Source organism: Pantoea sp. SJZ147, assembly GCF_007828605.1.
Lineage (GTDB): Bacteria > Pseudomonadota > Gammaproteobacteria > Enterobacterales > Enterobacteriaceae > Pantoea > Pantoea allii.
Window position 1 is genome coordinate 189,648 of the sequence record NZ_VIVB01000008.1, and the last position, 23,134, is coordinate 212,781.

The window sequence follows — 23,134 nt, forward strand, 5'->3', positions numbered from 1 at the left end:
TGCGGCGTGCATTTTAACATGTAGTGAAAATTCCGGTATTTCTGTTTACTACTACATCGCGCAATGGTTGAATGATTATCAATTACAAATCAGCGCGTGAACAGATCCTTTATGCTTTTCCTTCGTCGCTGAATAAATACGCGCAGTCAATGTGGTTATTTACTTTATTTCTCTCTTTGATGATCAGCGAAAACAAATAATGAAAAAACGTTCCAACGATATTAAACACCTGGGAATCCAGCAGGCGGTGATGCTGGCGATCTGTTCTGGCGCGCTGCTTGCACCGGGTGAAAGCCTGGCGGCGACCAGTGATGATACGGTGACAGTAACCAGCGACGCTAACAGCAATGACGGCTATGCCGCCTCTACCAGCAGCGTTAGCACGAAAACCCCTGTGTCTCGTCTGGATGAGGCGCAATCTGTCAGTACCGTGACACAGCAACAGCTCGACGACTACCAGGCCAGCAGCCTGAGCGACGCGATGCGTTTTGTCAGTGGCGTTGCTGAGGCAAACACACTGGCGGGAACAGAAGATGGTTTTGTCCGCCGTGGGTTCGGTAGCAATTCCGATGGTTCCATTTATCGTGATGGCATCCGCAGCAGCCAGGGGTTGAATCTGGATGCCACGACGGAACGCGTTGAGGTGCTCAAGGGCTCGGCGTCTTTGCTCTACGGTATTCAGAATCCTGGTGGGATTATCAACGTCATCAGCAAAAAGCCTCAATATTCATGGCAATCCTCGGTAAGCGGTCGCTACGCGAGTGAAGGCGGCGGTGCCGGTACGCTGGATGTGACGGGGCCGTTGGGCAATGGCTTTGCCTTCAGGCTGATCGCAGAAAAACAACGTCAGGATTACTGGCGTAATTTTGGCAGTGATGAACACTCGCTGCTGGCCCCGTCGCTGCAATGGTATGGTGAAAAATCCAGCCTGTTAGTGAGTTACAGCGATTATCGTTATGACATTCCCTACGACCGCGGCACCGCCTTTATTAACGGCTCTCCTGTCGACCTGCCCTACAAGCAGAGACTGGATGACAAAGCCAATCATGCCTGGGGACGCAATCAGGCACTCAACGCTCATTACGACTGGCAGTTTAATGACAGCTGGAGTACGCGATTGACCCTTGGCTGGAATCAGCGCCGTTATGACAATAATGAAGTGCGGGTGACGGCGATTGATCCTGCCAGCGGCGTGGTTACGCGGCGTGCCGATGCCAACCGCGGATTTAATCAAAAAACCAACTACCTGTCGTGGGATGTGCTGGGTAATCCAGAACTTTTTGGCATGACACATGCGCTGGTATTCGGCACAGATTATGAAATGAATCAAACCTATCGTGCGCATCAGTATCAGGGCAAGAATGACCGGCGCTTCAACTATTTCAATCCGGTTTATGACATGCTGTCTCCCGTAACCGACAGCACCACTGAAAATAGCGCGAATGCCAACAACCTGAACCGTATTCACAGCCGTTCGGTTTATCTGAAAGACAGCATTTCGCTGAGTCCCGACTGGATCGCGGTGGTTGGCGGGCGATACCAACATTACGAGCAACGGGCTTCAAAAGGTTTCAACCCGGTGATTCAGACACTGGATGATGAAGGGAATAAATTCCTGCCACAAACCGGGCTGATTTATAAACTAACGCCTGATATTTCGCTTTACACCAGCATGAGTAAATCCTTCACGCCCTCAACGGATGTGGATGACGAAGGTAATGTCAGCAAGCCCGAGCAGGGAACGACCTGGGAAGTAGGAAGCAAATGGCAAATCTCCCCTCGCCTGTTCGCTTCCGTCGCGCTTTACAGAATTGATGAAAAGCAGATGTCACTCAGCATTAATGGCACGACCCGTCCTGTTAACAAAGCGCGCTCTCAGGGCGTGGAAGTTGAGCTGAATGGCGAAGTTGCGCCCGACTGGGATATCAGTGCCAATTACAGTTATGACAATGCCGAGATCGTCGATGACACGATTAATCCGGCCAACAACGGCAACCGCTTACAAAATGCGCCTGAACATGCCGGTGCGCTTTACCTGAGTCATAACCTGGTCATACCGGGTTTGCCCGGCGATTTTCGTGTCGGTGGTGGTGCACGCTATGTCGGCAGTCGTGCGGGCGATCCTGACAACAGCTTTACTTTACCGGATTACGTTGTCGCTGACGGCTTCATTGCCTGGAACAACCACCTGCTGGGCAAAAAAACCCAGTTGAGGCTTAATCTGAATAACCTGTTTAACAAACACTATTACACGTCGAGCGGCGGTAACCTGCGCGTACGTGAAGGTGAAACCCGCAACCTGATGGTACAAGCCCGTGTTGAATTCTGATTCTTTTATGAAGTTCTGGCTGCGCACGCTCCTGCTGCTGTCCGTGACAATCAGCACGCTCGCCTGGGGTAAAACGATTACCGATATCAATGGCACTCGGGTTACTGTGCCCGATCATCCCCAGCGAATCGTCCTGGGTGAGAGCAGGATGCTGTACACCTTTGCCATGCTGGAGGCCGGCAATCCTTTCAAAAGGCTGGTTGGCTGGCCGCAGGACCTGAAAAAGTACGACCGGCAGACATGGGATATTTTCGCGCACCAGTTTCCCGAGATGCTGAACATACCGTCAATAGGGCTAGATGGCACCAATGATATCAATCCTGAGCGGGTGATTGCGTTAAAACCGGACGTGGTTATTCTGCCCGAACTGGCTCGCAGCAGTGAGGCGGGGCAACGGCTGGAAGCGGTATTAAAAGCAGCCAATATTCCCGTGGTGAAAATTGATTTACGGGTACATCTCCTGCAAAACACGACGCGCAGTGTTGCCATTCTGGGAGAGGTGCTGAATCAGCGTCAGCGGGCAACGGCTTTCAATCAGTTTTATCAGCAACATATGCAGACTATTCAGCAGCGCCTTGCCGGTTTTCAGGGCCATAAACCCACCGTGCTGTTACAGCTTCACCTGGGCCGCCGAAATGAATGCTGCGTGACCGCCGTGAACGGAAGCCTTGGCGATGTGCTGTCCTTTGCGGGCGGAGACAATATTGCCAGTAAGAAGGTGCCTGGCGTATTCGGTCGGCTGAATGAAGAAACGGTGATTACCGCGAATCCGGATTATTATTTCGCTACCGGTAGCGGTGGCAGCGACGATGCTTCAGACCTTCGTATCGGTCCCGCTATAAGTCAGTCGGAAACACGTGCGTCCCTGCAGCAGCTCACCGCGCAACAAAATGGCCTGAAACAGCTGCGTGCGCTGCATAACGGTCATGCCGCGGCAATGTGGCATAATTTTTATCTCAGCCCCTGGCATGTTGCCGCAGCAGAGTTTTTTGCCAAAACCCTTTATCCAGACCTGTTTAATGACGTTAATCCGGAACAAACCCTGCGGCAGATCTTTAGCGACTTCCTTCCCGTTCCCTATTCAGGCACCTATTTTTACTCGCTGAAGAAAGAGTCGCAGTAACCTGCGAACCGGCGGCAAGCTGCACGTAGCGCCGCCGGCCCCTCTGCTGACCTAAGCTCCGTGTTGGTTTTTAATCCGTACGATATCTGCCATCACCGACAACGCAATCTCCGCAGGCGTTTTACTGCCTATGGCTATGCCAATCGGCGCGCTAATCCTGGCGAGTTCCTCCTGATCAAATCCCGCTATCGCCTGAAGGCGAGCCTTTCGTTTAGCGCTGTTTTTTTCCGATCCCATGATGCCGATATAAAATGCGTGCGTGTTGACCGCTTCCATCATGGTTAACTCATCAATACGGGGATCGTGTGTTAACGATACGATGGCAACTGAAGCATGGGCACCGTTTAACTCCAGCCAGCGTGCAGGATGCTGCGGCACAATCGTGATGTTATCTTCACCCGTAAAGTGGCGTTCCAGCTCACTTAACATCTCCGGACGATGTTCACAGACCCGTACATGAAAACCCAACAGCTGGCCAAAACGAATGCATTCAAACGCAACGGCAGAATAGCCTGCCACCAACAGTTCGGGAATGGCGCCCACGGGCAACACGATGTCAGGGTCCTGATAGCTGAGCACAGGTAACACGGCCGAGAGGGCCACAACGTCCCAGGATGCACGTTCGCCTGCGGACAAGGTTTTTATCAGCCGGGATTTACCGATGAGTGCCTGATGCATGGCCTGTAACAGCGCGCCGCTGACAGTATCAGGGAGCAGGTATTCCACCAGCACGTCCAGCCTGCCGCCACAGGGCAGTTGTACCTGGGTTTGCCGTCCACCCTCGCCATAGCGGATGACCTGGCTATTTACCCGGTAATGTCCTTCTGCCAGACGCGCCAAAAAATCCTCTTCAATGCAGCCACCCGAAAGCGAGCCACAACACTCGCCCTCCTGGTTGATGACCATCATCGTGCCGGGCCCCCGGGGCGAAGAGCCCCAGGTACGCAGCACGGTACACAACCAGACCGCCTGCCCCGCATGATGCCAGCGCAAGGCCGTGTCGATAACCCGCTGATCCAATGTAATCATAAGTGGCTCCTGACGTGCCGTAAGTCATCCGGGTAATCAATATCGTCGAGACAACCCCGATCGCTGAGCGGCACATAGCGGATTTGCTGATGTTTAAGCACGCTTTGTGCACCCACATCGCCTGTCAGCTGTTGCAACGCGGGAAAAAACGATCGCTGAAAGCCAACCGGATGACCGGGCTGGCCTTCAACCTGCGGGCGCGCAAGCGGATAAAAATGCAAAGCCTGGTTCACCGCCTGATAGCTTTCAGCGGTGAGAAAAGGCATATCTCCCAGTGCAATGATGACCGCATCATAGTCCAGACAGGCGCTGACGCCTGCCGCTATCGACTCACCCAAACCGCCACTGACACAAAATACCGGTCTTACGTCGTGCAACAACGCATGAATGGCCTTATCTTCCGGACGCGTGACGACAATGATATCCATACCGCTTGCCTTTGCCTGTTCCAGCGTGTGCTGCAAAACGGGTTTTCCCTCCAGCACCGCCAGCAGTTTGTGGTGGCCATTTCCCTGTCGAAACCGGCGGCTCATTCCCGCCGCCGTTAGCACAATCGCCGTTTTCACATCCGCACTCCTGCCAACATCGCCGTGCATGCTTAAAGGATCTTGTCCAGCGTAATGGGCAAATCCCTGACGCGTTTACCGGTAGCGTGATAAACCGCATTGCTGATGGCCGCAGCAACGCCCACGATGCCGAGTTCACCCACCGTTTTGCCGCCCATGCTGGTGGCTTTGTAGTCAGGTTCGCCAACATCAATGGTGGTGATGGCGGGAATATCTGCATTCACTGGAATCAGGTAGTCGGCCAGGTTGTTGTTAATCACTCTGCCATTACGCGGGTCAATAATTCCGCCTTCAAGTAATGCCTGACCTACGCCCATAATCATGCCGCCCACCCACTGGCTTCGGGCGAGTTTGGGATTATAGAGCCGGCCACTGTCGAAAGCCGCGACCATGCGCTTTAGACGTATGGTGCCAAAATCTTCATCCACCCTTACTTCAACAAACTGCGCACTCCAGCTGTGAGCCGACACGTCCTGTGGTCGACTCATTTCATTCAGGCTACCGGTGACGCTGTCCCGCTCCTGCGCTGACATCTCCGGAGAGAAGGTGCCACCTTCCACGCTGAGCCCGTCCAGGTGAGCCAGCTTAATCAGTTCACTAAAGCTAACGGCCTGGGAAGGTTTGGCGGTGAGCTGTATCCCCCCGTTCGCCAGCGTGAGCCGATCCTGTGGTACGCCGGCAAGTGGAGAACCCTGGGTCTGGCTGGCCAGCGCCAGTAAACGCGCACGCAGCTTTTTCGCGGTATCGTCTACGGCGGCGGTCAGGTTTCCTGCCAGCTGAGATCCACCCGCCACGCCCGCCCGAGGCAGTTGCGTATCCCCTAACTCAACGTCGATGCGTTGTGAATCAACGCCCAGTATATCGGCGGCGGTTTGCGCCAGTATGGTATAGGTGCCGGTGCCGATATCCGCGCCGGCGCACTGCACCACGAGCTGTCCTTGAGAAGACAGCAGAATTTTTGCTTCCGCCGGCATGGTATTCACCGGATAGGTACCCGAAGCCATTCCCCAGCCAATGAGTTCTCGGCCTTCGCGCATCGATCGCGGTGCCATGATGCGCTTGTCCCAACCAAACGCCTCTGCGCCTCTTTGGTACGCCTCTTTCAGGCGGCGCGAACTCCACGGAAGATCCTTCTGGTAATCCCGATCGGCCCAGTTAAGGAGACGAAAAGCCAGTGGATCAAGATTGAGTTCATAGGCCATCTCATCCATCGCTACTTCCAAACCAAATGCGCTCGGGTTTTCACCGGGCGCGCGCATCCAGCCTGGCGTCACCATGTTGACAGGCCTGACCTGATGCTGGGCAGAGAGATTTTCGATGGCATACATGCGGCCGGTCACCTTGCTGCAGTTTTCGGCGAACACATCGATAAGTGACGTTTCACTGAAACTGCGCAGGATAACGGACTGGATTTTACCCTCCCGCGTCGCGCCCATTTCAAGCTGTTGTGAAGTCGCCGGACGCCCGCCCAGACCGGTGAAGGTTTGTGGACGCGTCAGTGACACACGAACCGGGCGATTAAGCGCGCGTGATGCCACACAGGCCAGCGCGACATGCGTATAGGGCACGGGTTTAGACCCAAAGCCGCCGCCAACATAGGGTGAAATGATACGCACTTGCTTTGGTGTGATGCCCATCCATTCCGCAATTTCCACCTGGGCACCCATCACCCACTGGCTGGGCTCCCAGACCGTCATGTGGCCATTATCCCACTGGGCAATACAGGCATGAGGCTCCATGGGCATATTGTATTCACGAGGTGTGGTGTAACGCTGACTGATACGGACGTCAGCGTTATGCATTGCCGCTTGCGCGTCCCCCAGAGTAATATCCTGGGACGTCAGTGGTTTAGGTTCTACGCCCTCATCTGTCGGGGATATCAGCGCAGGCGACGTCTCATAGGCAATCTCGATCAGTGAGGCTGCGTATGTTGCCTGCTCGAACGTGTCGGCCACGACCAGGCCAATATTCTGACCATTATGGATAATGACATCATCCTGGATCGGCGTATAAGTTGTCTGGGCAGCGCCACCGTCGGCGATCGGCGTCGGCTTGTTAATCTTTAAAGTATTGAGGTGCGTATAGACCGCAATAACGCCATCAGCGCGTTCGGCTTTGACGGTATCCATATGTTTGATTCGCCCACTGGCGACAGTGGACTGAATCACAACACCGTGCACAGCATTCTCAGGTTTATGCTCAATCGCGTAACGGGCTTTTCCCGTCACTTTTACCTTGCCATCACCGCGGGATCGTGGCGTCCCCAGGCCCGAAAGGCTGGCGGGCGCGCGGCGATAGTGATCGTTATGCTCGCCCGCTGCGGAGACATCTTTCTCATTGCCTGGCAGGTCGTTTTTGTCATGTTTCATGCCATTTCTCCTGCCGCCATCAAGGCGCGCGCAATGACCCGTGGCGTAAGCTTTATTTTGTGCGCATTGCCAGAGAGTGCCTGGGTTTCCTGAGTAATCAACTCGGCAGCCGCATAAAGCGTTTGCTGCTCGAAAGGCTGACCTGCCAGCGCCTGCTCAATGCGGCGTGCGCGCCAGGGTTTTGTTGCCACACCACCCAAAGCGATATGAACCGTTTCAATCCGGCCCTGATTGAGAGTCAGTCCAACGGCTGCACTGGCACTGGCGAATTCGTAGGAAGTGCGATCGCGGACTTTTAAATAGTGGGAGTGCTTCAGCGCGGCAGACTGCGGGATTTCAATGGCCACGATAATTTCATCAGCCAGGAGAGCATGTTCATGATGCGGTGTGTCCCCTGGCAGCAGAAAGAAATCCTCAACCAGAATACGTCGTCTCTGTTGCTGGCTGTTTTGCACCACCACCGTTGCATCGAATGCCGTCAGGGCAACAGCAAAATCACCGGGATAGACGGCAACACAGTGCTCACTGTTTCCCAGAATGGCATGATTGGTATTGACGCCATGTAGCGCGGCGCAGCCAGAGCCAGGAACGCGTTTGTTACACGCGGAGAAGGTTGCCGGATCGCGATAATAGGCACAGCGGGTACGCTGGCATAAGTTACCGCCAAGGGTAGCCATATTACGAATTTGCGGCGATGCCGCCTGCCATAAGCTGCCATACAGCGCGGGCGCTTCTCGCTCACAGGCCGGATGAATGGCCAGGTCACTCATGGTAACCAGTGCGCCAATCGTGATGGTATCCTGACTGAAATCAATGTCAGACAGGCCGGATAACCCAGCAATATTGGTCAGGCGGGAGGGCGTAAAAACACCACATTTCATTAAATCGAGCTGCGTCGTGCCACCCGCGATAAGATGGTTTTCGGGTTGATTTTTGGCTCCTGCCGCATCCTCAATGGAATGCGCAACCTGCCAGTGAAATTCATTCATCGTGCCTCCTCCGCCATTTCAGCCGCAGCCTGCTTAATCGCATCAATGATGAAAGGATAAGCACCACAGCGACAAAGGTTGCCGCTCATGTATTCACGAATTTCATCGTCGGAGCCGGTATGGCCTTCTTTGATGCAGGCAACCGCAGACATAATCTGCCCTGGCGTACAGTAACCGCACTGAAAACCATCATGTTCAACAAAACAGCGCTGCACCGGGTGCAGTTCACCTGAAGCCTGTTCCAGACCTTCAATCGTGGTCACGGATTTACCTTGCGTCTGCGCAGCCAGCGTCAGACAACTCAGCACCCGCTGCTCATTAACCAGGACGGTACAGGCACCACATTGCCCCTGGTCGCAGCCTTTTTTCGTGCCGGTCAGATTAAGATGATCGCGCAGCGCATCTAATAAGGTTACGCGAGGATCGACGTTTACCTGTCGGGTCTGACCATTGACCTGCATCGTTAACGGTATTTTTTCTGACATTGTCTGTTTCCCATGATTGCAGAGCCGGTTAGGTGATGTGTTGCTTATACATAACGGGCGAGATAAGAACGGGGAAAGTCGGATAACCCTGATGTTTACATGCGTATGTACGTCATTAGGTTTAGCACTTATTTTCAGGAGGCGAGGTAAAAATACGAAGATTGGCGTGATTAGGGCGCGCCAGCCGCCTGGGTTTACACGGCGGCCAGCGCGTTCATCAGCATCATGAATGGGGTAAGCGCGGTAGTTTGTGGTTAGTTATCAGAAAACTGACGATAAAGACCAGCGCAAACAACACGACAATCGTCGGCGCGGGGGCACTGTCGATAAAAAAAGACAGATAAACACCACAGAGTGACACAATCAGCGAAATCAGCGTCGCCAGCATCAGGGCATGGGAGAATCGATGGGTCAGCAAAACGGCAATGGCACCTGGGGCGATGAGCAGAGAAATCGATAAAATAATGCCAACGGCTTTCAATGTCGCCACAATGGTCAGAGAGACCATACATAACAGCCCATAATGCAGCCAGCGCACCGGTAAACCACAGACCTGCGCCTGCTGTGCATCAAAACTGAACAGCATCAAATCGCGCCACTTCAGGCTGACCATGACAACAATTACGGCGGCAATGCCCAGGGTCTGGAATATGTCGCTGCGACTGATACCGAGCATATCGCCGAATAAAATATGGTCGAGGTGGATCGCCGGTTTCACAGCAATATATAAGATCAAACCCACGGCAAACATACCGGAAAAAACAATGCCCAGGACCGTGTCCTGCTTGATTCTACTGTTGTCTTTCAGATAACCACTGGCAACAGCACAGAAAAAACCGGCACTGAATGCGCCAACAGCCAGAGGTAACGACAGCATCCAGGCCAACACAATGCCGGGGAAAACGGCATGGCTCATGGCATCCCCCATCAATGCCCAGCCCTTCAGCACCAAAAAAACGGACAGCAGCGCACAAGGCACCGCGACCACAGCGGCAATGAGTAAAGCATGATTCATAAAATCGAACTGAAACGGTTCCAGCCACATCATCATGCCTCCCGAATGGACTGCGTTTGGGCACGACGGCGGTTCGCCAACAGACCATGCTTAGGCGCAAACACAAAGGCCAGTAAAAACAGTAATGTCTGCGCCACAACAATGATTCCGCCCGTCGCGCCATCAAGGTAATAGCTCACCCACGCGCCCAGAAAGCTTGTAATGCTACCGATGGCGACAGCGATAGCCAGTAAACGGGGAAACCGGTCGGTCAGTAACCATGCCGTTGCCCCCGGTGTGACAACCAGACAGATGACCAGAAAGGCTCCCACGGTTTGCAGGGCGGCAACCGTTGAAACAGCCAGTAAGGTGAAAAATAAGATCTTCAGACGTCCGGGATGTAAACCCACGGCGCGGGCATGGTTTTCATCAAAAAAGGTCACCATCAAATCCTTCCATTTAAAAAATAAAATGATGGCAGAGGTGAGTCCGATAATAACCAGTTGAAAGATATCGGAAGGCGCAATGGCCAGAATATTGCCAAGTACGATGGTCTGAATATTCACGGAAGTGGGATTCAGTGAAACCATAAACAGCCCAAGACCGAAGAACGAGGAAAAAATCAGACCAATGATGGCATCCTCTTTCAGTCGCGTGCGCTGGTTAAGCAGCAACATGCTTCCTGCGGCTAATCCCCCGGATAAAAAAGCGCCCAAGGCAAAGGGCAAGCCGAGCATATAAGCGCCCGCCACGCCGGGTACAATTGAATGTGATAGTGCATCGCCAATAAGCGACCACCCTTTCAGCATCAGGTAACAGGAAAGAAAGGCGCACAGGCCGCCAACCATGGCTGAGATCGCCATGGCATTCACCATATATTGATAACCAAAAGGTTCCAGTAATGTTGTCATAGTTGGCCTCGCCATGGATTAGCGCATGCCGGTGCAATCACAGGACGCTCACTATCAGTGATAACCTGACTGTGGCCGCCGTCGATCATCACATGACGCAGCACGCCGCTAAATGCACGCTCAAGGTTTTCGGGCGTGAATGTGGTGGCTGTGGGTCCACTGGCCAGAATGGTGCCTTTAACCATGACGGTGTAATCACAAAACTCGGTAACCGATCCGAGGTTGTGTGTCGAAACCAGCATGGTTTTGCCTTCATCACGCAGTTCACGCAACAAGCTGATAATTTTGGCCTCAGTCTGAACATCAACGCCGGTAAAGGGTTCATCCAGTAAAATCACCTCACCCTGTTGGGCAATCGCTCGGGCGAGAAAAACGCGTTTTTTCTGACCGCCAGAAAGATCACCGATTTGCCGTTCGCGGAATGCCAGCATATCGACACGGGCCAGGGCGTCAGTCACGCGGTCACGATCGTGCTGTTTAGGTCTGCGCATCAGGCCCATATGCCCGTAACGTCCCATCATGACCACATCATCCACCAGAACCGGAAAAGACCAGTCCACCTCTTCCGCCTGGGGTACGTAGGCCACCAGGCTGCGGCGAAGCGCTTTACGCGTTGGCATACCCAGTATGCTGATTTGACCGGCGTGGGCAGGTACAAATCCCATCATCGCTTTAAAAAGCGTGGATTTTCCCGATCCATTAACACCGACGAGTGCCGCAATTGAACCCGCTGGCACACTGAAACTGGCATTATGCAGCGCGGTGTGTCCATTGCGGTAGGTCACCGAGAGGTCGGAAACAACAATTGTTGGGCTCATTGTGTTTTCATCCCATCGTTGATGCCGTTGACCAGGGTTTGAGTGGTCACTTTCAACAGGTCAAGGTAAGTCGGCACCGGACCACTGGACGTACTCAGGGAATCAACAAACAGCACGCCGCCATAATGCGCATGAGTTTCACGTGCAACCTGACGGGCTGGTTTATCGGAAACGGTACTTTCACTGAAGATGACAGGAATGGCATTTTTTTTCATTTGGTCGATAACGTTGCGAACCTGTTGCGGCGTTCCCTGCTGATCCGCATTGATTGGCCAGAGATAAAGCTCTTTAAGTCCTAAATCACGAGCCAGATAGGAGAATGCGCCCTCGCTGGTGACTATCCAGCGTTTGTTTTCAGGAATAGCGGCGATTTGCTGACGAACCGGTTCGAGCGCTGTGACAATCTTTTGTTTATACGCGGCAGCATTGCGCTGATAGGTACTGGCATTGGCTGGATCGTATTTGACTAAGGCGTCACGGATATTATCCACATAAATGAGTGCATTATCTGGCGACATCCATGCATGAGGATTAGGTTTGCCGTTATACGGCCCCTCCCCTATTCCCATCGGCGTTATGCCTGTTGAAACGACGACTTCAGGAACGCCCTTGAGATGCTGATAAAAACGCTGAAACCAGAGCTCCAGATTCAGGCCATTAGCCATCACCAGTTGCGCGCCTTGTGCACGCTTGATATCCCCCGGCGTCGGCTGATACTCATGAATTTCCGCACCGGGTTTGGTAATCGACGTGACTTCAGCTGCGTCACCTGCCACATTTTTTGCCATGTCAGCGATAACAGTGAAGGTGGTGACAACCTTAAATTTTTCCGCCGCATAGCTGTGAGCACTAAGGTACAGACTAAAAAAGATGCCAAGTGTAGTAACTGATATTTTTCTCACCATATTCGCCACCCAACGTTTGAATGTAACCATTTTCATAATTTAGCATTAGCTAACTTTTATAGCACAGGCTATAAAAGAACACACAGAAACACTTTGTGAAGTTTTTTAATGAAATGAATGGAAGTTTGAGCTTTTGTAATGCAGAGTGGCTAAATAGTTATTCTAAAAGCAAAATCCGGGCAATATGGCGCAACCCGATATGCAAAAATTCGACGCAATGTGCGGTGCACAACCGATTCCTCACAGCGGATAGCTCTTAAGGTAAAAGGGAACAGTATTCTTTGCTAAAATTACTCTCATCGAACAACGATCAAAGGAGGCTCTTTTGTTACTTTCCCAGCAGCAACTGACCAACACGATCATTGGCGAAGCCGCCCTGAATCTGATTGCAATTAATCAGGATGTCAGCGTCGAGTCTCTGGTCGATGAGCTTAACGTGATGACGAAATCTGAAGTCGATGAGGCCAGACTGTCACAGTTGTATGATGCAACGAAATGGCTTATGGGTTTCAGGAAAATTGGATCTCGCCTGGCAGCAGGTCCCGGCTGGTCAGCACGCAAGTCCGTGTTTTCACCATCCGCAGATAATGACTGCGATGACATTTTCTTAAAATAGTACTATGCTCCTTTCAGAGCAGCAGGTTATTAACTTTGTGCCTTTTAGCGTTAAGGCAACATAATCTCCACACATGCTCTATCCTTCTGTAACTTCTTGTTTTAAATACGTTAGCATCTTTTGCACAAAAAAAACCTCTCAAGTTCATCAAAATTCTGTACAAGTTTTTAAAACTTGTATAACTTTCGCTCTATGGCAAAGTACATTTTAACCACTTGAGGATAACAGTATGCGTCAGAACGGACATGCACCGGATAATACCAGCGACATCGCCCGTTACTTCAACCAGGCAAATTTGCCCTCGCAGCAAGAAACGCTGGGAGAGATTGTTGTTGAGCTACTGCGCGCAGGTCAAACCCTTTCTCGTAAAGCAATTTGCAGTAAATTACTTCACCGTCTTGATAGTTGTGATGCCACGGAGCAACAACGTCATTACCAGGCGTTGATTGGATTATTGTTTAGTCGCGAAAGTGAATAAAATTTTAGTCTTTAAATATTAATTCGTTACCTAAAGTAATTTCTGATCGGGCAGTGCCACATTTACTCAAAAGGGATAGTACTGCCCACAGCTGACGCGGGAAGGTTAGCTGTCCCCGTCATCGTGACCGGAACATGGCCACAAATCGTAATCAGAGAAGCCAGTATGTACAGAAGTGAAGAAGAAAAAATAACGGACGTGATGATAGGTGAGGCTGTTCTGACCTTACTCAAATCGGAAAGTCCGATATCCAGTAATGCGTTAATTGCTCAGCTAGAAGCAATGGCAGGCGAAACCGACGATGCAACAAAGCTTCAGGCTATTAAAGTTGCGATTGTTGAAGTCCAAAAAGGAATAGCCTCAGCCAACAGCCGCCGCAGAGTTGATCTTCCCGAACGTGATAATCATCGCTTAAACAACGATGGCCCTCCGGAAGGCTCTAAAAAACATTGAGTTTAAGACGATTGCCTAACGATTGAGCAATCGTAAAGTGTAAGAACTAACCTGTGTTACGCCCGATTAACCTTAATATTTAATGACACTGTCGGCTGACTCACAAAGATGCAACTGACGATTTTCCTAGAGAATTATGACTATGCAACAGAGCACATCAGATTTAGCCATCATCGAGTTTTTTCGCAGTGAGGGAGAGCATCTTGCTCAGGAAACTGAGTTGCTTGGCAGAGTTATCAGAAATATCGTTAGCGATGAGAAACGCGTAACCAATAAAGCCATCATCCTGTATTTGATTGCAGAACTTGAATGCACTGATGATGAGTTCCGGATTGAGCTGTTACGCAGAACGCTGGAAATTGTTGTCGGCCGTACGCCGGACGATGCAGGTATTTGATTCTGTTACCTGCGTGATTCAGTAATGGATGACGCAGGTAATGCCCACGTCAGTTTTGTTTTATCCTGCAAAATGGTGAGGTTACAGGTCAGCATTAGTGCATTTTGCGTGAAAAAAAATGGATTGCGCGCTGGCAAAGTACTTTGAATCGCCTATCACGGCTGTCCTGACTCAAACGAAACAATGCATCTGTGATTTGGTGAAACTGTATGGGTTCACCCACCTTCAGAAGTTCACTTACCACTCTCCCAATCAGCGCACGAATATCGTTGTCTTCATGGTTATTCACATAACCTCCAACTGGTGTATGTATATACAGACTAACACCTTTGTTATCATGAAAACAAAGCGGATAATGAAAATAAACCTTAAGCGAAGCGGCAATACAGCGTTATATTATTGATTTTTTGGGTCTATTTATTTTCATCCCTGCTAAAAAATTATACTCATCCTCAAAATCTTACAAAATCAGATAAAACGTAAAGATTTATTTCTTTTTTAGTCAGTTAATCGGAATGTATGCTCGCATAACGTTCCCAATCCATTGAATAGCGATCCCGGGTTTTAATAAAAAATATTATTTATTGTCGTGATCAGCATTTCATTAATAAAAAAAGGCGGTTAACGAAATAAACATCAGCGAAAACCGCCTTTCCGATAAATTAACTATTACAACTTCTTTGCATTATATAACGTCATCACAATTGCGCTTACTGAGAGAATAATGAGAAAAATACCCAGCCCAATCATAGCGTTAAAGGCATAGGTTTTAAACAGGAGCAGACCAACAATACAACCGGTTAAAAAAGACAATACCGTAGTTAAATGCGTATATAACTGCTTTTGTGCAAATCGTCTGTCACAAGGCTCAGCACGTGATACAAACGACGACAGATAAGAACCGAATGCGATTCCGGCGTCAGTAAGCGTGCCAGTAATATGTGTCGACCTGACGCGGCCGTTTGATAATTGCGTCGAGGTCGCGTTGTGGAGCCCCATCAGGAATCCAAGCATTAACAGGACCTCACCATTGTAACTGGGTGAATAAAATAATTTTTCAAACAGCGATGCGGCAGTCAGGGCAAAACCTTCTGCCAGTATGATCAGGCAGAAAATGGTTCTGATTTTACGTCGTTCTCCTGCAATAATGACTAACCTGGCGGATGTGCATCCGATGACAAATGCCGAGATCAAACCGGCAAGAAAAAGCAGGCTATCCAGATCGGAAGTAAAGACTTCTGTTGAAATTTGAGAGGTGTTCCCGCTCATGTGCGACGGGAAAAAACCAAATGCGCCCAGTGCCATAGCATTAAGTATGCCGGCGGTTGTTGCCAGTGCCAGGGCCAGATAGCGGTCCTCTGTGTGAGATCTTATCTTCTTCTTTTTTATAAGCACGCCGTTCCCCTATGAATGTGTATATCTCTCCCCCGGGTTACCTAAAACCCCGCCATCTAATGGTAGTACGCTTTCGAATGCATCGCGGTTAATACAGATAAGTCTGGGTCTGTAACCTGTTAATTGTATTAATTTTTATAGTTTTCTGGCCAGGATTTCATGGAAAGTAAACACCTGTTACAACCGGTTTTTCTTCCATAAATTTCCTAATCTTATGGCATATCCACGGCAGAGACGGCTCACTTTAGCGAGGATTTAACTATGCAACGCATTTATGGCAGGATACGCGCCCGGGCTCTGGCCACTCACACCAGTCATATGAATAAGTCAGGATAAATACATGACAGCTTTAAAACGTAAATTCATTATTCCGGCCGCCATTGCCATTGGCGGCCTGGGATGGTGGTTAATCCCCCATTATAATGCTGAAGATGAGGCCTATTACATTTCCGTGCTTTGTGCGGTATCTCAGCAGAATGAACATCAGTTACACAAGGATATGCAAAACGTGATAGAGGGCAGTAATTCAGATTACGCGTTGCAAAAAATCCATTTCATCCCTGCCCTCGCAAACCGGGTCATTAATGACTGGAAGACGCTGACGCCTGAGCAGAAACAGCAAGCGTCGCATAACAGTAGCCAGTGCACACAACTGATACGTGCGCAGAAGTGATTCATCAGGAGCAAACCACTATGATGCCAGAACGGAAAAACTATCCCGCACTGGGGCAGGTAAATGCCCCTTACGTCCATGCCGTCCGCCACAATCAAACGCTCTATGTATCAGGCTTAACGGCCTTCGGTACTACCGCGCATCAGAGTGATATTGCGGATCAGGCAGACGTCATCTTCGATCAACTGGAAACTATAGCCGCGGCGGAGCACACCTCACTGGCGAATTTAATCAAAGTGACTATTTTTATTACCTCCTTTGCCGATATTGATGCGCTGCGTCACGTACTGTTTAAACGATACGGAGACCACTTACCTGCCAGCTCGTTGGTGCAGGTTAGTGCCCTGTTTTCGCCAGACTTGCTCATTGAAATCGACGCAATCATCGCCCTGTGATTTTATACATACTGCACGCACGTTGTGATACAGGTTAACAACGCTCTTATCGGCGGTGCATAACTCCTCTTCTTCATACGATTTCCGCCGTTAGCGTCACCACCATCAAAACACAGCGTTATGGATATTTATTTTGCTAAGCAGGCAGACGATATTTTGCAGGACAGGATCGGCTTTGAACTGCTGGCCAGTGATGACAACCTATCAAAGTAAAATATGGCATGCTCTTGCGCGTTGCTCGCCTAACATATCGCCTTCAGGGGAAATCATGATGACCGGCACATGGATATCTGATGCGCCCAATACCGGTGTTAACAATGCTATCGGCTGCATGGCACTTATATTTGATTAAAACCATAAGCACGAATCCTCCTGAAGATGCTGGTCTCTGCGCATTGGAAGGGAACAGCAATTCATTTCCAGCCCGGTTAAGGTTGTCGCTCTCTCGGTGTTAAACAGAGGATAAGCAAAGCTACACGCCCTGCCCGCCTTTTATCATCTGGATGTTATCTCTGGATTATCAGAACGGTTTTTAGCTTTCATGTGCTCCCGCTATACGCAACATAATGATTTTTTTGCCAGGGTGCACATTGCTCGCGGGGACAGGTCAGTTGCTGCTCCTCAACGCCACAAAGGAAGGTTTTCTTCGCCGGGATATTCCGCCGCACCATCTACCTGATGGTGAGTCAAACGCAGCCATTTAGCTTCCATGAGAACCGTCATTGAAGATGCTCCACAACCAGCTGAACACTTTTGCTTTTCGTCTGGGGAATGCACTGTGCCGCAAGTGGCAGGCTTCAGCAATTTATCATAATGAAGAACGTTCGTTTCTCCTGTTCCAGGTGCAGGTATATATTCAGCCTGCCGATGAAACGCAGTGCAGCACCTGAATTTCAGCCTGAAATCGCCAAGCATCCTGCCCATATCTGATTACAGTGAATGTAATTTCTGTTCACTGTAATCAGGCAGCTAAACAAACACAGCACACGCAGTGGCTGCAAATAGTCGGGTATCAGCATATAGGGTTCACTACGGCGTTATGTATTATGTTAAATAATCATGGCATCAACAAATCGACCACACTCAGGGTACTGAGTTAAAGCTGAGAACTACCACGTGGCAGAGTAAATACTCTTTATGCGGTGTAATGATGGCCCGTTGCCTCGCAGACCTTATTAATCCAGATAAGGAACACATTTAAAAGCGCACGGGATTACCCATTTATCCGAGTAACGACGGTACCTGCAATGTTATCTGTCGAATGGTGGTCTGTTTTCTGGCTCATTAAATACTGACCTTTAAACAGGCAGCAAAGTGTGAATGATATGAGCATTATTTTAGGCCGTTAAAAATTGAGTGGTCGTGCGCGTATGCCTGAGCCAGATATTCTCCCAAAGGTATCCTCTTACCGACTTCTTCACACCATTCTGACTCATTGAATCTGAGGTGAAGACGAATTTCAGGCTGAAATCGCCAAACAGGCCACTTTACTGTTACTGATTACAGTGAACGTTATGCATGTATTCACTGTAATCAGCGCAACACCGACACAGATACGATCCTTCCCTTTAAGCCCCATTGGTTAAAGCCCGGATTGCGCTGACTCTACTTGTAATCCTGTCTCCCGCTGAACGGGAAATATCACCCGCTCCGTAAGCATGAACTTACGTATGCCAACACTGAAGCATTCACTGCAATCAGTAGATGATATTGAGTGGCACTTTTTTAAAGGTATAGGTGGAAGCAATCGGCTCCAGAGCAGCCGTTTCTGATTACAGTGAATAAAAGTACGGGCAATCTCTTCGCCGTTATCCTCTAAAGAAACTACCAGTTTGGCATTGGCTGATGCTGTTTTCTTTTGACAAATGGCATCAGGGCTTTTGCGTCTGATAGGGGGAACGTTAGACTGACCGAGTTGGGACGTGATTCATGCGACACATATTAAGAACGGACTTGAGTGAACCCTTTACATTCATGCTCCGCAGGCACGGATAAATAGCAATCTGTCGCAAAATCTTTTTTGTTCAACATGACGATGTGACGTCGCGATCATACCGAGTTAAGAGAGATCGGCAGTAATGTTTGTAAAAGGGCCAGGTACATAAGTGTACATATTGAGGGCGGTCTGGCGCGGCCTGAATCTGTCGCACTCGCCGATAAGTTTTCCAGACACGTCAAAACCTCAGTGTTGCGCCTAAAGAATATTGGTTACTCAGAGAGGCATTTGCTCTTACAGATCAGATGAATTGGCTAAGGTGTGACTTACGTCATCCACTTTTTACCATTTGATTGCAACAGGATGACAGCATACGTTCAAAAGGGTTTATTAAGAATTCCCTTACTTATCCACTTTTTCTGTGGATAAGTAAGGGATATTTTCTGTATATCATTCTCAATGATATTTAGCATTTTTCCTTTTCGCATTCTAAAGCCAATAAAATCTGTAAATTTGAATGATTTTATCGCCTCAGCAATGACAAAACTTTCACTTCGGATGGAATTTCAGCCTGAAATCGCCAGATTAAAAACGTTGTTTATCAATAGCATAATCTTAAAAACATCGCTGCTTTCGCCATACTGTTATGCTGTTAACGACTCTGCATATTGCGCGATGCGGTTAAAATGGTATTTCGGATCGTTAAGCTGTTAAGAGAGACCTCCAGACGGGAGAATGCTTGAGCAAATATCGCTCAGGCCTTACATCGACGTTCAATGAAAACTCTCAGTGTTAAGACCCTTTTTGTCATTCTTGTCCGATTTTCAAAATGTTTTTTTAATCAGTTTTTTACGATCATGAAAAACTGGCGAATTTCAGATTAGTGAAAATAAAATAGCCATTTAAATCATAATCTTAAAAAAGACTGAGGCAATTTTCTTTGGCGATTTCAGCCTGAAATTCGCTATTAACAGCGTACTGAAACGTGAATGGCGGAGAAAAAAAGAAGGGGAAAAAGCGCAAACCAGACAAATACAGGTTGCCTGGTTTGATGTGCGTTTTAACGCGTCATATATTTCTTTAAGGTTTCAGCAATGACCTTATCAAGCTCATCCTGGAGCTCTTTGGACTGACGGTTAAACTCATAGCTGAACATTCTTCCGCGCGTTTTTTTACGTGCAAAGCGATCTTTATCTGCAAAAGACCAGAGGGTGACCGCCGTTGTTTTATCTTTTTCCGGTTCTTTCACCAGTGTCTGACTGCCCTGACGAATCAACCTGAGAATGGTATTTTTCAGTTCATCCTCAGCTAAACCCTCACGCGCTCTTACCACATCAATTTCCGCTGAGATTGCGTTTATCAGTGCATCTACAGTCTGGCCTGTTTCACTGAGTTTATCCGCCGCCTGGAGCAACGCCTTATAATCAGGATAAGTAAGCTCAGATTGATTCGGAAAAAGGGATATCAAATCAGCAGGAACGCTAGCGGCCTGAAGCGCTCGCGTAACTTTGGCTTGTGAAAGCCCTTGGTTTTCAGCAATCTCTTTTTGTGACAAGCCACCGTCTTTGAGTGCCAGTAACCGCATACCGACTTCACGCAAATTATGCTCACGTGCTGTCTGGATATCCTGAGCCAGTCGGCGGGCTTCATCAGGCGTTATTGCCGCATCTGTGACAAGCACATCAAGCCCGGTTTTACAGTACAGCGCCGCCGCACGACGTCGTGAGCCATCCAGGATCTCAATACGTTCACCTTGCATGACACCAATGGCAGGGAAGAACTGCTGAAGCTTAATAGTGCGAATAATATCGCGTAGCGAGTCCGGTGTGAGTCCGGACTGATCACGCCCATTTGTTTCCATGGTCACAAACGTTTTGGCTTCAACCTCATTCGCAAGAATATGTTCAAAACGAAATAAGGCACGCTTTCCTGTTGCCAGTACAAACGTTTGTGAATGGCTATCAGCGCTTTTTTCTGTGTTTAACGGTGTCTGGCTGAAGGTTCTGCCGATCGTTATTCTTTTTGCACTCATGTAAACCTCAGTTCAGGCGGATAAATTCAATGCGGTCAAAAACCGCTTTAGCAAAGTCTTCAGCGGCAGAACGGGCATTTTTCAACGCCTCACTGCTGCCGACGTAGGTAGACGGATTAGCAGAGATCACGGTGTCAAAAGACTCACCACATCGCTCAAAACCATCCAGACGCGGCAGCGTCGCATCCAACATATCGCCACCGAAAATTTCTTTCGCCAGGCTGTGGCAAAGTTTGTGGTCTGCTTTGTTTGAAAGCTTAGACATAAACCCAATGTTGCCCTGAAGTCGACAGGTCGCGCCGGACTCTTCAATAATGCCAATGAGCTCGGGCAAACGGGTCAGGTACTTGAGTGTAGAATGAAAATCCACCTGCGCAGGCGGGACAGGCGTCATCAGCAGATCGGACGCGGCTATCGCATTTTTTAAAAATGCATCCAAATGTGGCCCGCTATCAATGAAGATAAAGTCGTAATCTTTTTTAAGCTTAGAAACCACATTATCGTATAACACTGAATGAATATTTTGCCCGGGCAGATGTGTGGCACAAAGCTGATCCCAACTTGATGCAATAAATGCATCATCTATCGACGCAGGCAGCACATCCACACCGGGGATGATGGATGACACAATAAATTCATTCACCAGCTCATCACGCGTGACGTTTTGCAGCATCGCCTGAGCGGCTGTGGCCTCAACAAGTCCAACAGAACGCTCATGGTTTAAAAACATGGTGGCCGAGGACTGTGGATCAAGGTCAATAACGAGAATGCGCAGGTCTTCATACAAGAGGTGAGGGTGCGCTCGCAGCGCGTGAGCCAGAGAAACCGTAGAAACGGTTTTTGAAACACCACCTTTAAGATTACCCACAAACAAAGTAAAGGCTTCAGTATGGCGATCGCGGTATTTAGGCACGCCGCGATGATGATAAATATCAATAATATTCTGAATGGACATCGCGTACTTGACGGAGCTGCCTGCTGCACGTTTATCGAACTGATAGCCACTCTCTTCCATTTCGTTCACTGCATAATCTACGCTGGCACGCGTTAACTTTGGCAGTTTCGCCAGCGCAGCCTTGGCATAGATTTGGTAGTAACTGTTTTCTTGCAACTCAAGTTTTTGTGCCTGAATTTGTTCAGTAAGGCTCAATAACATGCGTTCTGAACGCTGAGCAACTTTCATGACCTGACTATCATCGTTAGCCATACTTACTCCAAATATGTAGGATTTATGAATTTATACCTAAATCCTGCACATGAGGCAAGAATTTATCTTATAAACGTAATCTTGTGTTAGATGTGAAACTCCTGATTTTTGTGACGCTATTCGCACAATTCACTGTAATGAGCGTGTGTTGCGCTGGACAGGCATCGCGTGAAACGCGTCTAGTCCGAGCTTATTCCACCTGATAACGCCTGATAAGCCTGAACACAGCCCTGTCGAATCCCACTCCCGCGGCCCATATGTATGAAACGGCAACCAGAATGATGAACAGAAGTGCTAACGTTCACTGTAATCAGTAGGTTTTTACATTAATCAATCTGCCCTGAAAAGGTTAGCTGGGCCGGCATGAAGAAGAGGAAACAGGTTGAGGCAGCGTCATAGCGCGCTCAATCAGGACGCTCTGGTGCGTTCACTGTGGTTAGCAGAAACAGGAAACCCAACAAGCCTAAAACATTCACTATAAACAGTAGAAGATTCACTGTAGTCAGTAACGACTTAGCGATAATACGAAACTCCTCATCTTACTGGACATCTCTCTACAGCAGGCACCAGGCAGTAAAGAACAGGAGTGAGTGAGGGAGGTAAAGACAGTTTTTGATTTACTACAGCAGGGCTAAAAATTCACTATAGTCAGCAAGGGCGGCAACCATAATATTCACTGTAATCAGTAAAACTGCCCGGTTCGCATAAACGTTCACTGTAGTCAGTAATCTCAGTCATGTTGTGTCTGGCTTTCATGCTCAGCAGCAGCACTCTTCAGCACACCGGCCCCCTCATCGAGTGCCATGACGGTACACTCCAGAACGCGCCTATACCATGCTCGGGTTAAAAGATTCACTGTAGTCAGTAGGGGATATAGTCTGCCGGTAATCCATGCCTTGTTATCCATCAACAGAGCATCAAGAAAGTCCGTGCCGCCAGAGGCGCTTTCGTCAAAACATTCACTGTAGTCAGTGGAGTTAATAATGTCTCTTCCCCCGCACCGCATTTAGTCATTACCTGTGAAAAATGGTTGA

At 49.2% G+C, this 23,134-nt stretch carries 20 protein-coding genes; 8 read left to right on the forward strand and 12 right to left on the reverse strand.

The features are described from left to right. Positions 1 to 250: 250 nt before the first annotated feature. A complete protein-coding gene (locus tag FBY13_RS13525) occupies positions 251 to 2,329 on the forward strand; it encodes a TonB-dependent siderophore receptor (RefSeq protein WP_370513223.1) in 2,079 nt (692 codons plus the stop codon). Beyond that, positions 2,316 to 3,452 (forward strand): ABC transporter substrate-binding protein, encoded by a 1,137-nt coding sequence (locus FBY13_RS13530; protein WP_370513221.1) that lies wholly within the window; start codon positions 2,316 to 2,318, stop codon positions 3,450 to 3,452. Before FBY13_RS13525 ends, FBY13_RS13530 begins: the two co-directional genes overlap by 14 nt. Positions 3,453 to 3,503: 51 nt before the next feature. On the opposite strand, the gene FBY13_RS13535 is transcribed toward FBY13_RS13530, so the two are convergent. The 9 genes from FBY13_RS13535 to FBY13_RS13575 form a co-directional block, all read right to left on the reverse strand. After that, positions 3,504 to 4,481: an XdhC family protein gene (locus FBY13_RS13535; RefSeq protein ID WP_145394406.1), complete on the reverse strand. Its 978-nt coding sequence runs from the start codon at positions 4,479 to 4,481 to the stop codon at positions 3,504 to 3,506. Beyond that, positions 4,478 to 5,077, reverse strand: coding sequence for a nucleotidyltransferase family protein (locus FBY13_RS13540; RefSeq protein WP_145394407.1), 600 nt, complete (start codon positions 5,075 to 5,077; stop codon positions 4,478 to 4,480). Before FBY13_RS13540 ends, FBY13_RS13535 begins: the two co-directional genes overlap by 4 nt. 2 nt (positions 5,078 to 5,079) lie before the next feature. After that, positions 5,080 to 7,416, reverse strand: coding sequence for a xanthine dehydrogenase family protein molybdopterin-binding subunit (locus tag FBY13_RS13545; RefSeq protein WP_145394408.1), 2,337 nt, complete (start codon positions 7,414 to 7,416; stop codon positions 5,080 to 5,082). Then, positions 7,413 to 8,405 carry a xanthine dehydrogenase family protein subunit M gene (locus FBY13_RS13550; protein ID WP_145394409.1) on the reverse strand — a complete coding sequence of 331 codons (993 nt, stop codon included), beginning with the start codon at positions 8,403 to 8,405 and terminating at the stop codon, positions 7,413 to 7,415. The genes FBY13_RS13545 and FBY13_RS13550 overlap by 4 nt, the downstream gene beginning before the upstream one ends. Then, positions 8,402 to 8,866, reverse strand: coding sequence for a (2Fe-2S)-binding protein (locus FBY13_RS13555; RefSeq protein WP_208625023.1), 465 nt, complete (start codon positions 8,864 to 8,866; stop codon positions 8,402 to 8,404). Before FBY13_RS13555 ends, FBY13_RS13550 begins: the two co-directional genes overlap by 4 nt. A 247-nt stretch (positions 8,867 to 9,113) precedes the next feature. After that, complete coding sequence (locus FBY13_RS13560) at positions 9,114 to 9,941, reverse strand: metal ABC transporter permease (RefSeq protein WP_370513222.1); 828 nt, start codon at positions 9,939 to 9,941, stop codon at positions 9,114 to 9,116. Continuing rightward, a complete protein-coding gene (gene sitC / locus FBY13_RS13565) occupies positions 9,938 to 10,795 on the reverse strand; it encodes an iron/manganese ABC transporter permease subunit SitC (RefSeq protein ID WP_096011668.1) in 858 nt (285 codons plus the stop codon). Before sitC ends, FBY13_RS13560 begins: the two co-directional genes overlap by 4 nt. After that, positions 10,792 to 11,613, reverse strand: coding sequence for a manganese/iron ABC transporter ATP-binding protein (locus FBY13_RS13570; RefSeq protein WP_145394410.1), 822 nt, complete (start codon positions 11,611 to 11,613; stop codon positions 10,792 to 10,794). Before FBY13_RS13570 ends, sitC begins: the two co-directional genes overlap by 4 nt. Continuing rightward, a complete protein-coding gene (locus FBY13_RS13575) occupies positions 11,610 to 12,518 on the reverse strand; it encodes a metal ABC transporter substrate-binding protein (protein ID WP_145394444.1) in 909 nt (302 codons plus the stop codon). The genes FBY13_RS13570 and FBY13_RS13575 overlap by 4 nt, the downstream gene beginning before the upstream one ends. Before the next feature lie 325 nt (positions 12,519 to 12,843). Here FBY13_RS13575 and FBY13_RS13580 point away from each other — a divergent pair, with 325 nt between their 5' ends. From FBY13_RS13580 to FBY13_RS13595, 4 genes are all read left to right on the forward strand, one after another. Beyond that, positions 12,844 to 13,134 carry a hypothetical protein gene (locus FBY13_RS13580; RefSeq protein ID WP_063876991.1) on the forward strand — a complete coding sequence of 97 codons (291 nt, stop codon included), beginning with the start codon at positions 12,844 to 12,846 and terminating at the stop codon, positions 13,132 to 13,134. 229 nt (positions 13,135 to 13,363) lie between these two features. After that, on the forward strand, positions 13,364 to 13,612 hold the full coding sequence (gene ycgZ, locus FBY13_RS13585) for a regulatory protein YcgZ (RefSeq protein ID WP_109717709.1): 249 nt from the start codon (positions 13,364 to 13,366) through the stop codon (positions 13,610 to 13,612). A 165-nt stretch (positions 13,613 to 13,777) separates the two neighbouring features. Next, positions 13,778 to 14,065 (forward strand): hypothetical protein, encoded by a 288-nt coding sequence (locus FBY13_RS13590; protein ID WP_096011671.1) that lies wholly within the window; start codon positions 13,778 to 13,780, stop codon positions 14,063 to 14,065. Positions 14,066 to 14,207: 142 nt separating this feature from the next. Continuing rightward, complete coding sequence (locus FBY13_RS13595) at positions 14,208 to 14,462, forward strand: biofilm/acid-resistance regulator YmgB/AriR (RefSeq protein WP_063876994.1); 255 nt, start codon at positions 14,208 to 14,210, stop codon at positions 14,460 to 14,462. Between the two features lie 669 nt (positions 14,463 to 15,131). Here FBY13_RS13595 and FBY13_RS13605 read toward each other — a convergent pair. Further along, positions 15,132 to 15,857: a YoaK family protein gene (locus FBY13_RS13605; RefSeq protein ID WP_096011673.1), complete on the reverse strand. Its 726-nt coding sequence runs from the start codon at positions 15,855 to 15,857 to the stop codon at positions 15,132 to 15,134. Between the two features lie 340 nt (positions 15,858 to 16,197). Here FBY13_RS13605 and FBY13_RS13610 point away from each other — a divergent pair, with 340 nt between their 5' ends. Both FBY13_RS13610 and FBY13_RS13615 read left to right on the forward strand, forming a co-directional pair. Then, positions 16,198 to 16,530, forward strand: a complete 333-nt coding sequence (locus tag FBY13_RS13610; protein ID WP_063876997.1) for a hypothetical protein — start codon at positions 16,198 to 16,200, stop codon at positions 16,528 to 16,530. Positions 16,531 to 16,550: 20 nt separating this feature from the next. Next, positions 16,551 to 16,925 (forward strand): RidA family protein, encoded by a 375-nt coding sequence (locus FBY13_RS13615; protein ID WP_145394411.1) that lies wholly within the window; start codon positions 16,551 to 16,553, stop codon positions 16,923 to 16,925. Positions 16,926 to 19,921: 2,996 nt separating this feature from the next. Here FBY13_RS13615 and FBY13_RS13620 read toward each other — a convergent pair. Continuing rightward, on the reverse strand, positions 19,922 to 20,893 hold the full coding sequence (locus FBY13_RS13620; protein ID WP_145394412.1) for a ParB family protein: 972 nt from the start codon (positions 20,891 to 20,893) through the stop codon (positions 19,922 to 19,924). A 7-nt stretch (positions 20,894 to 20,900) separates the two neighbouring features. Then, entirely contained in the window at positions 20,901 to 22,100 is a 1,200-nt protein-coding gene (locus FBY13_RS13625; RefSeq protein WP_063877098.1) for an AAA family ATPase, read from the reverse strand. Positions 22,101 to 23,134: the final 1,034 nt, after the last annotated feature.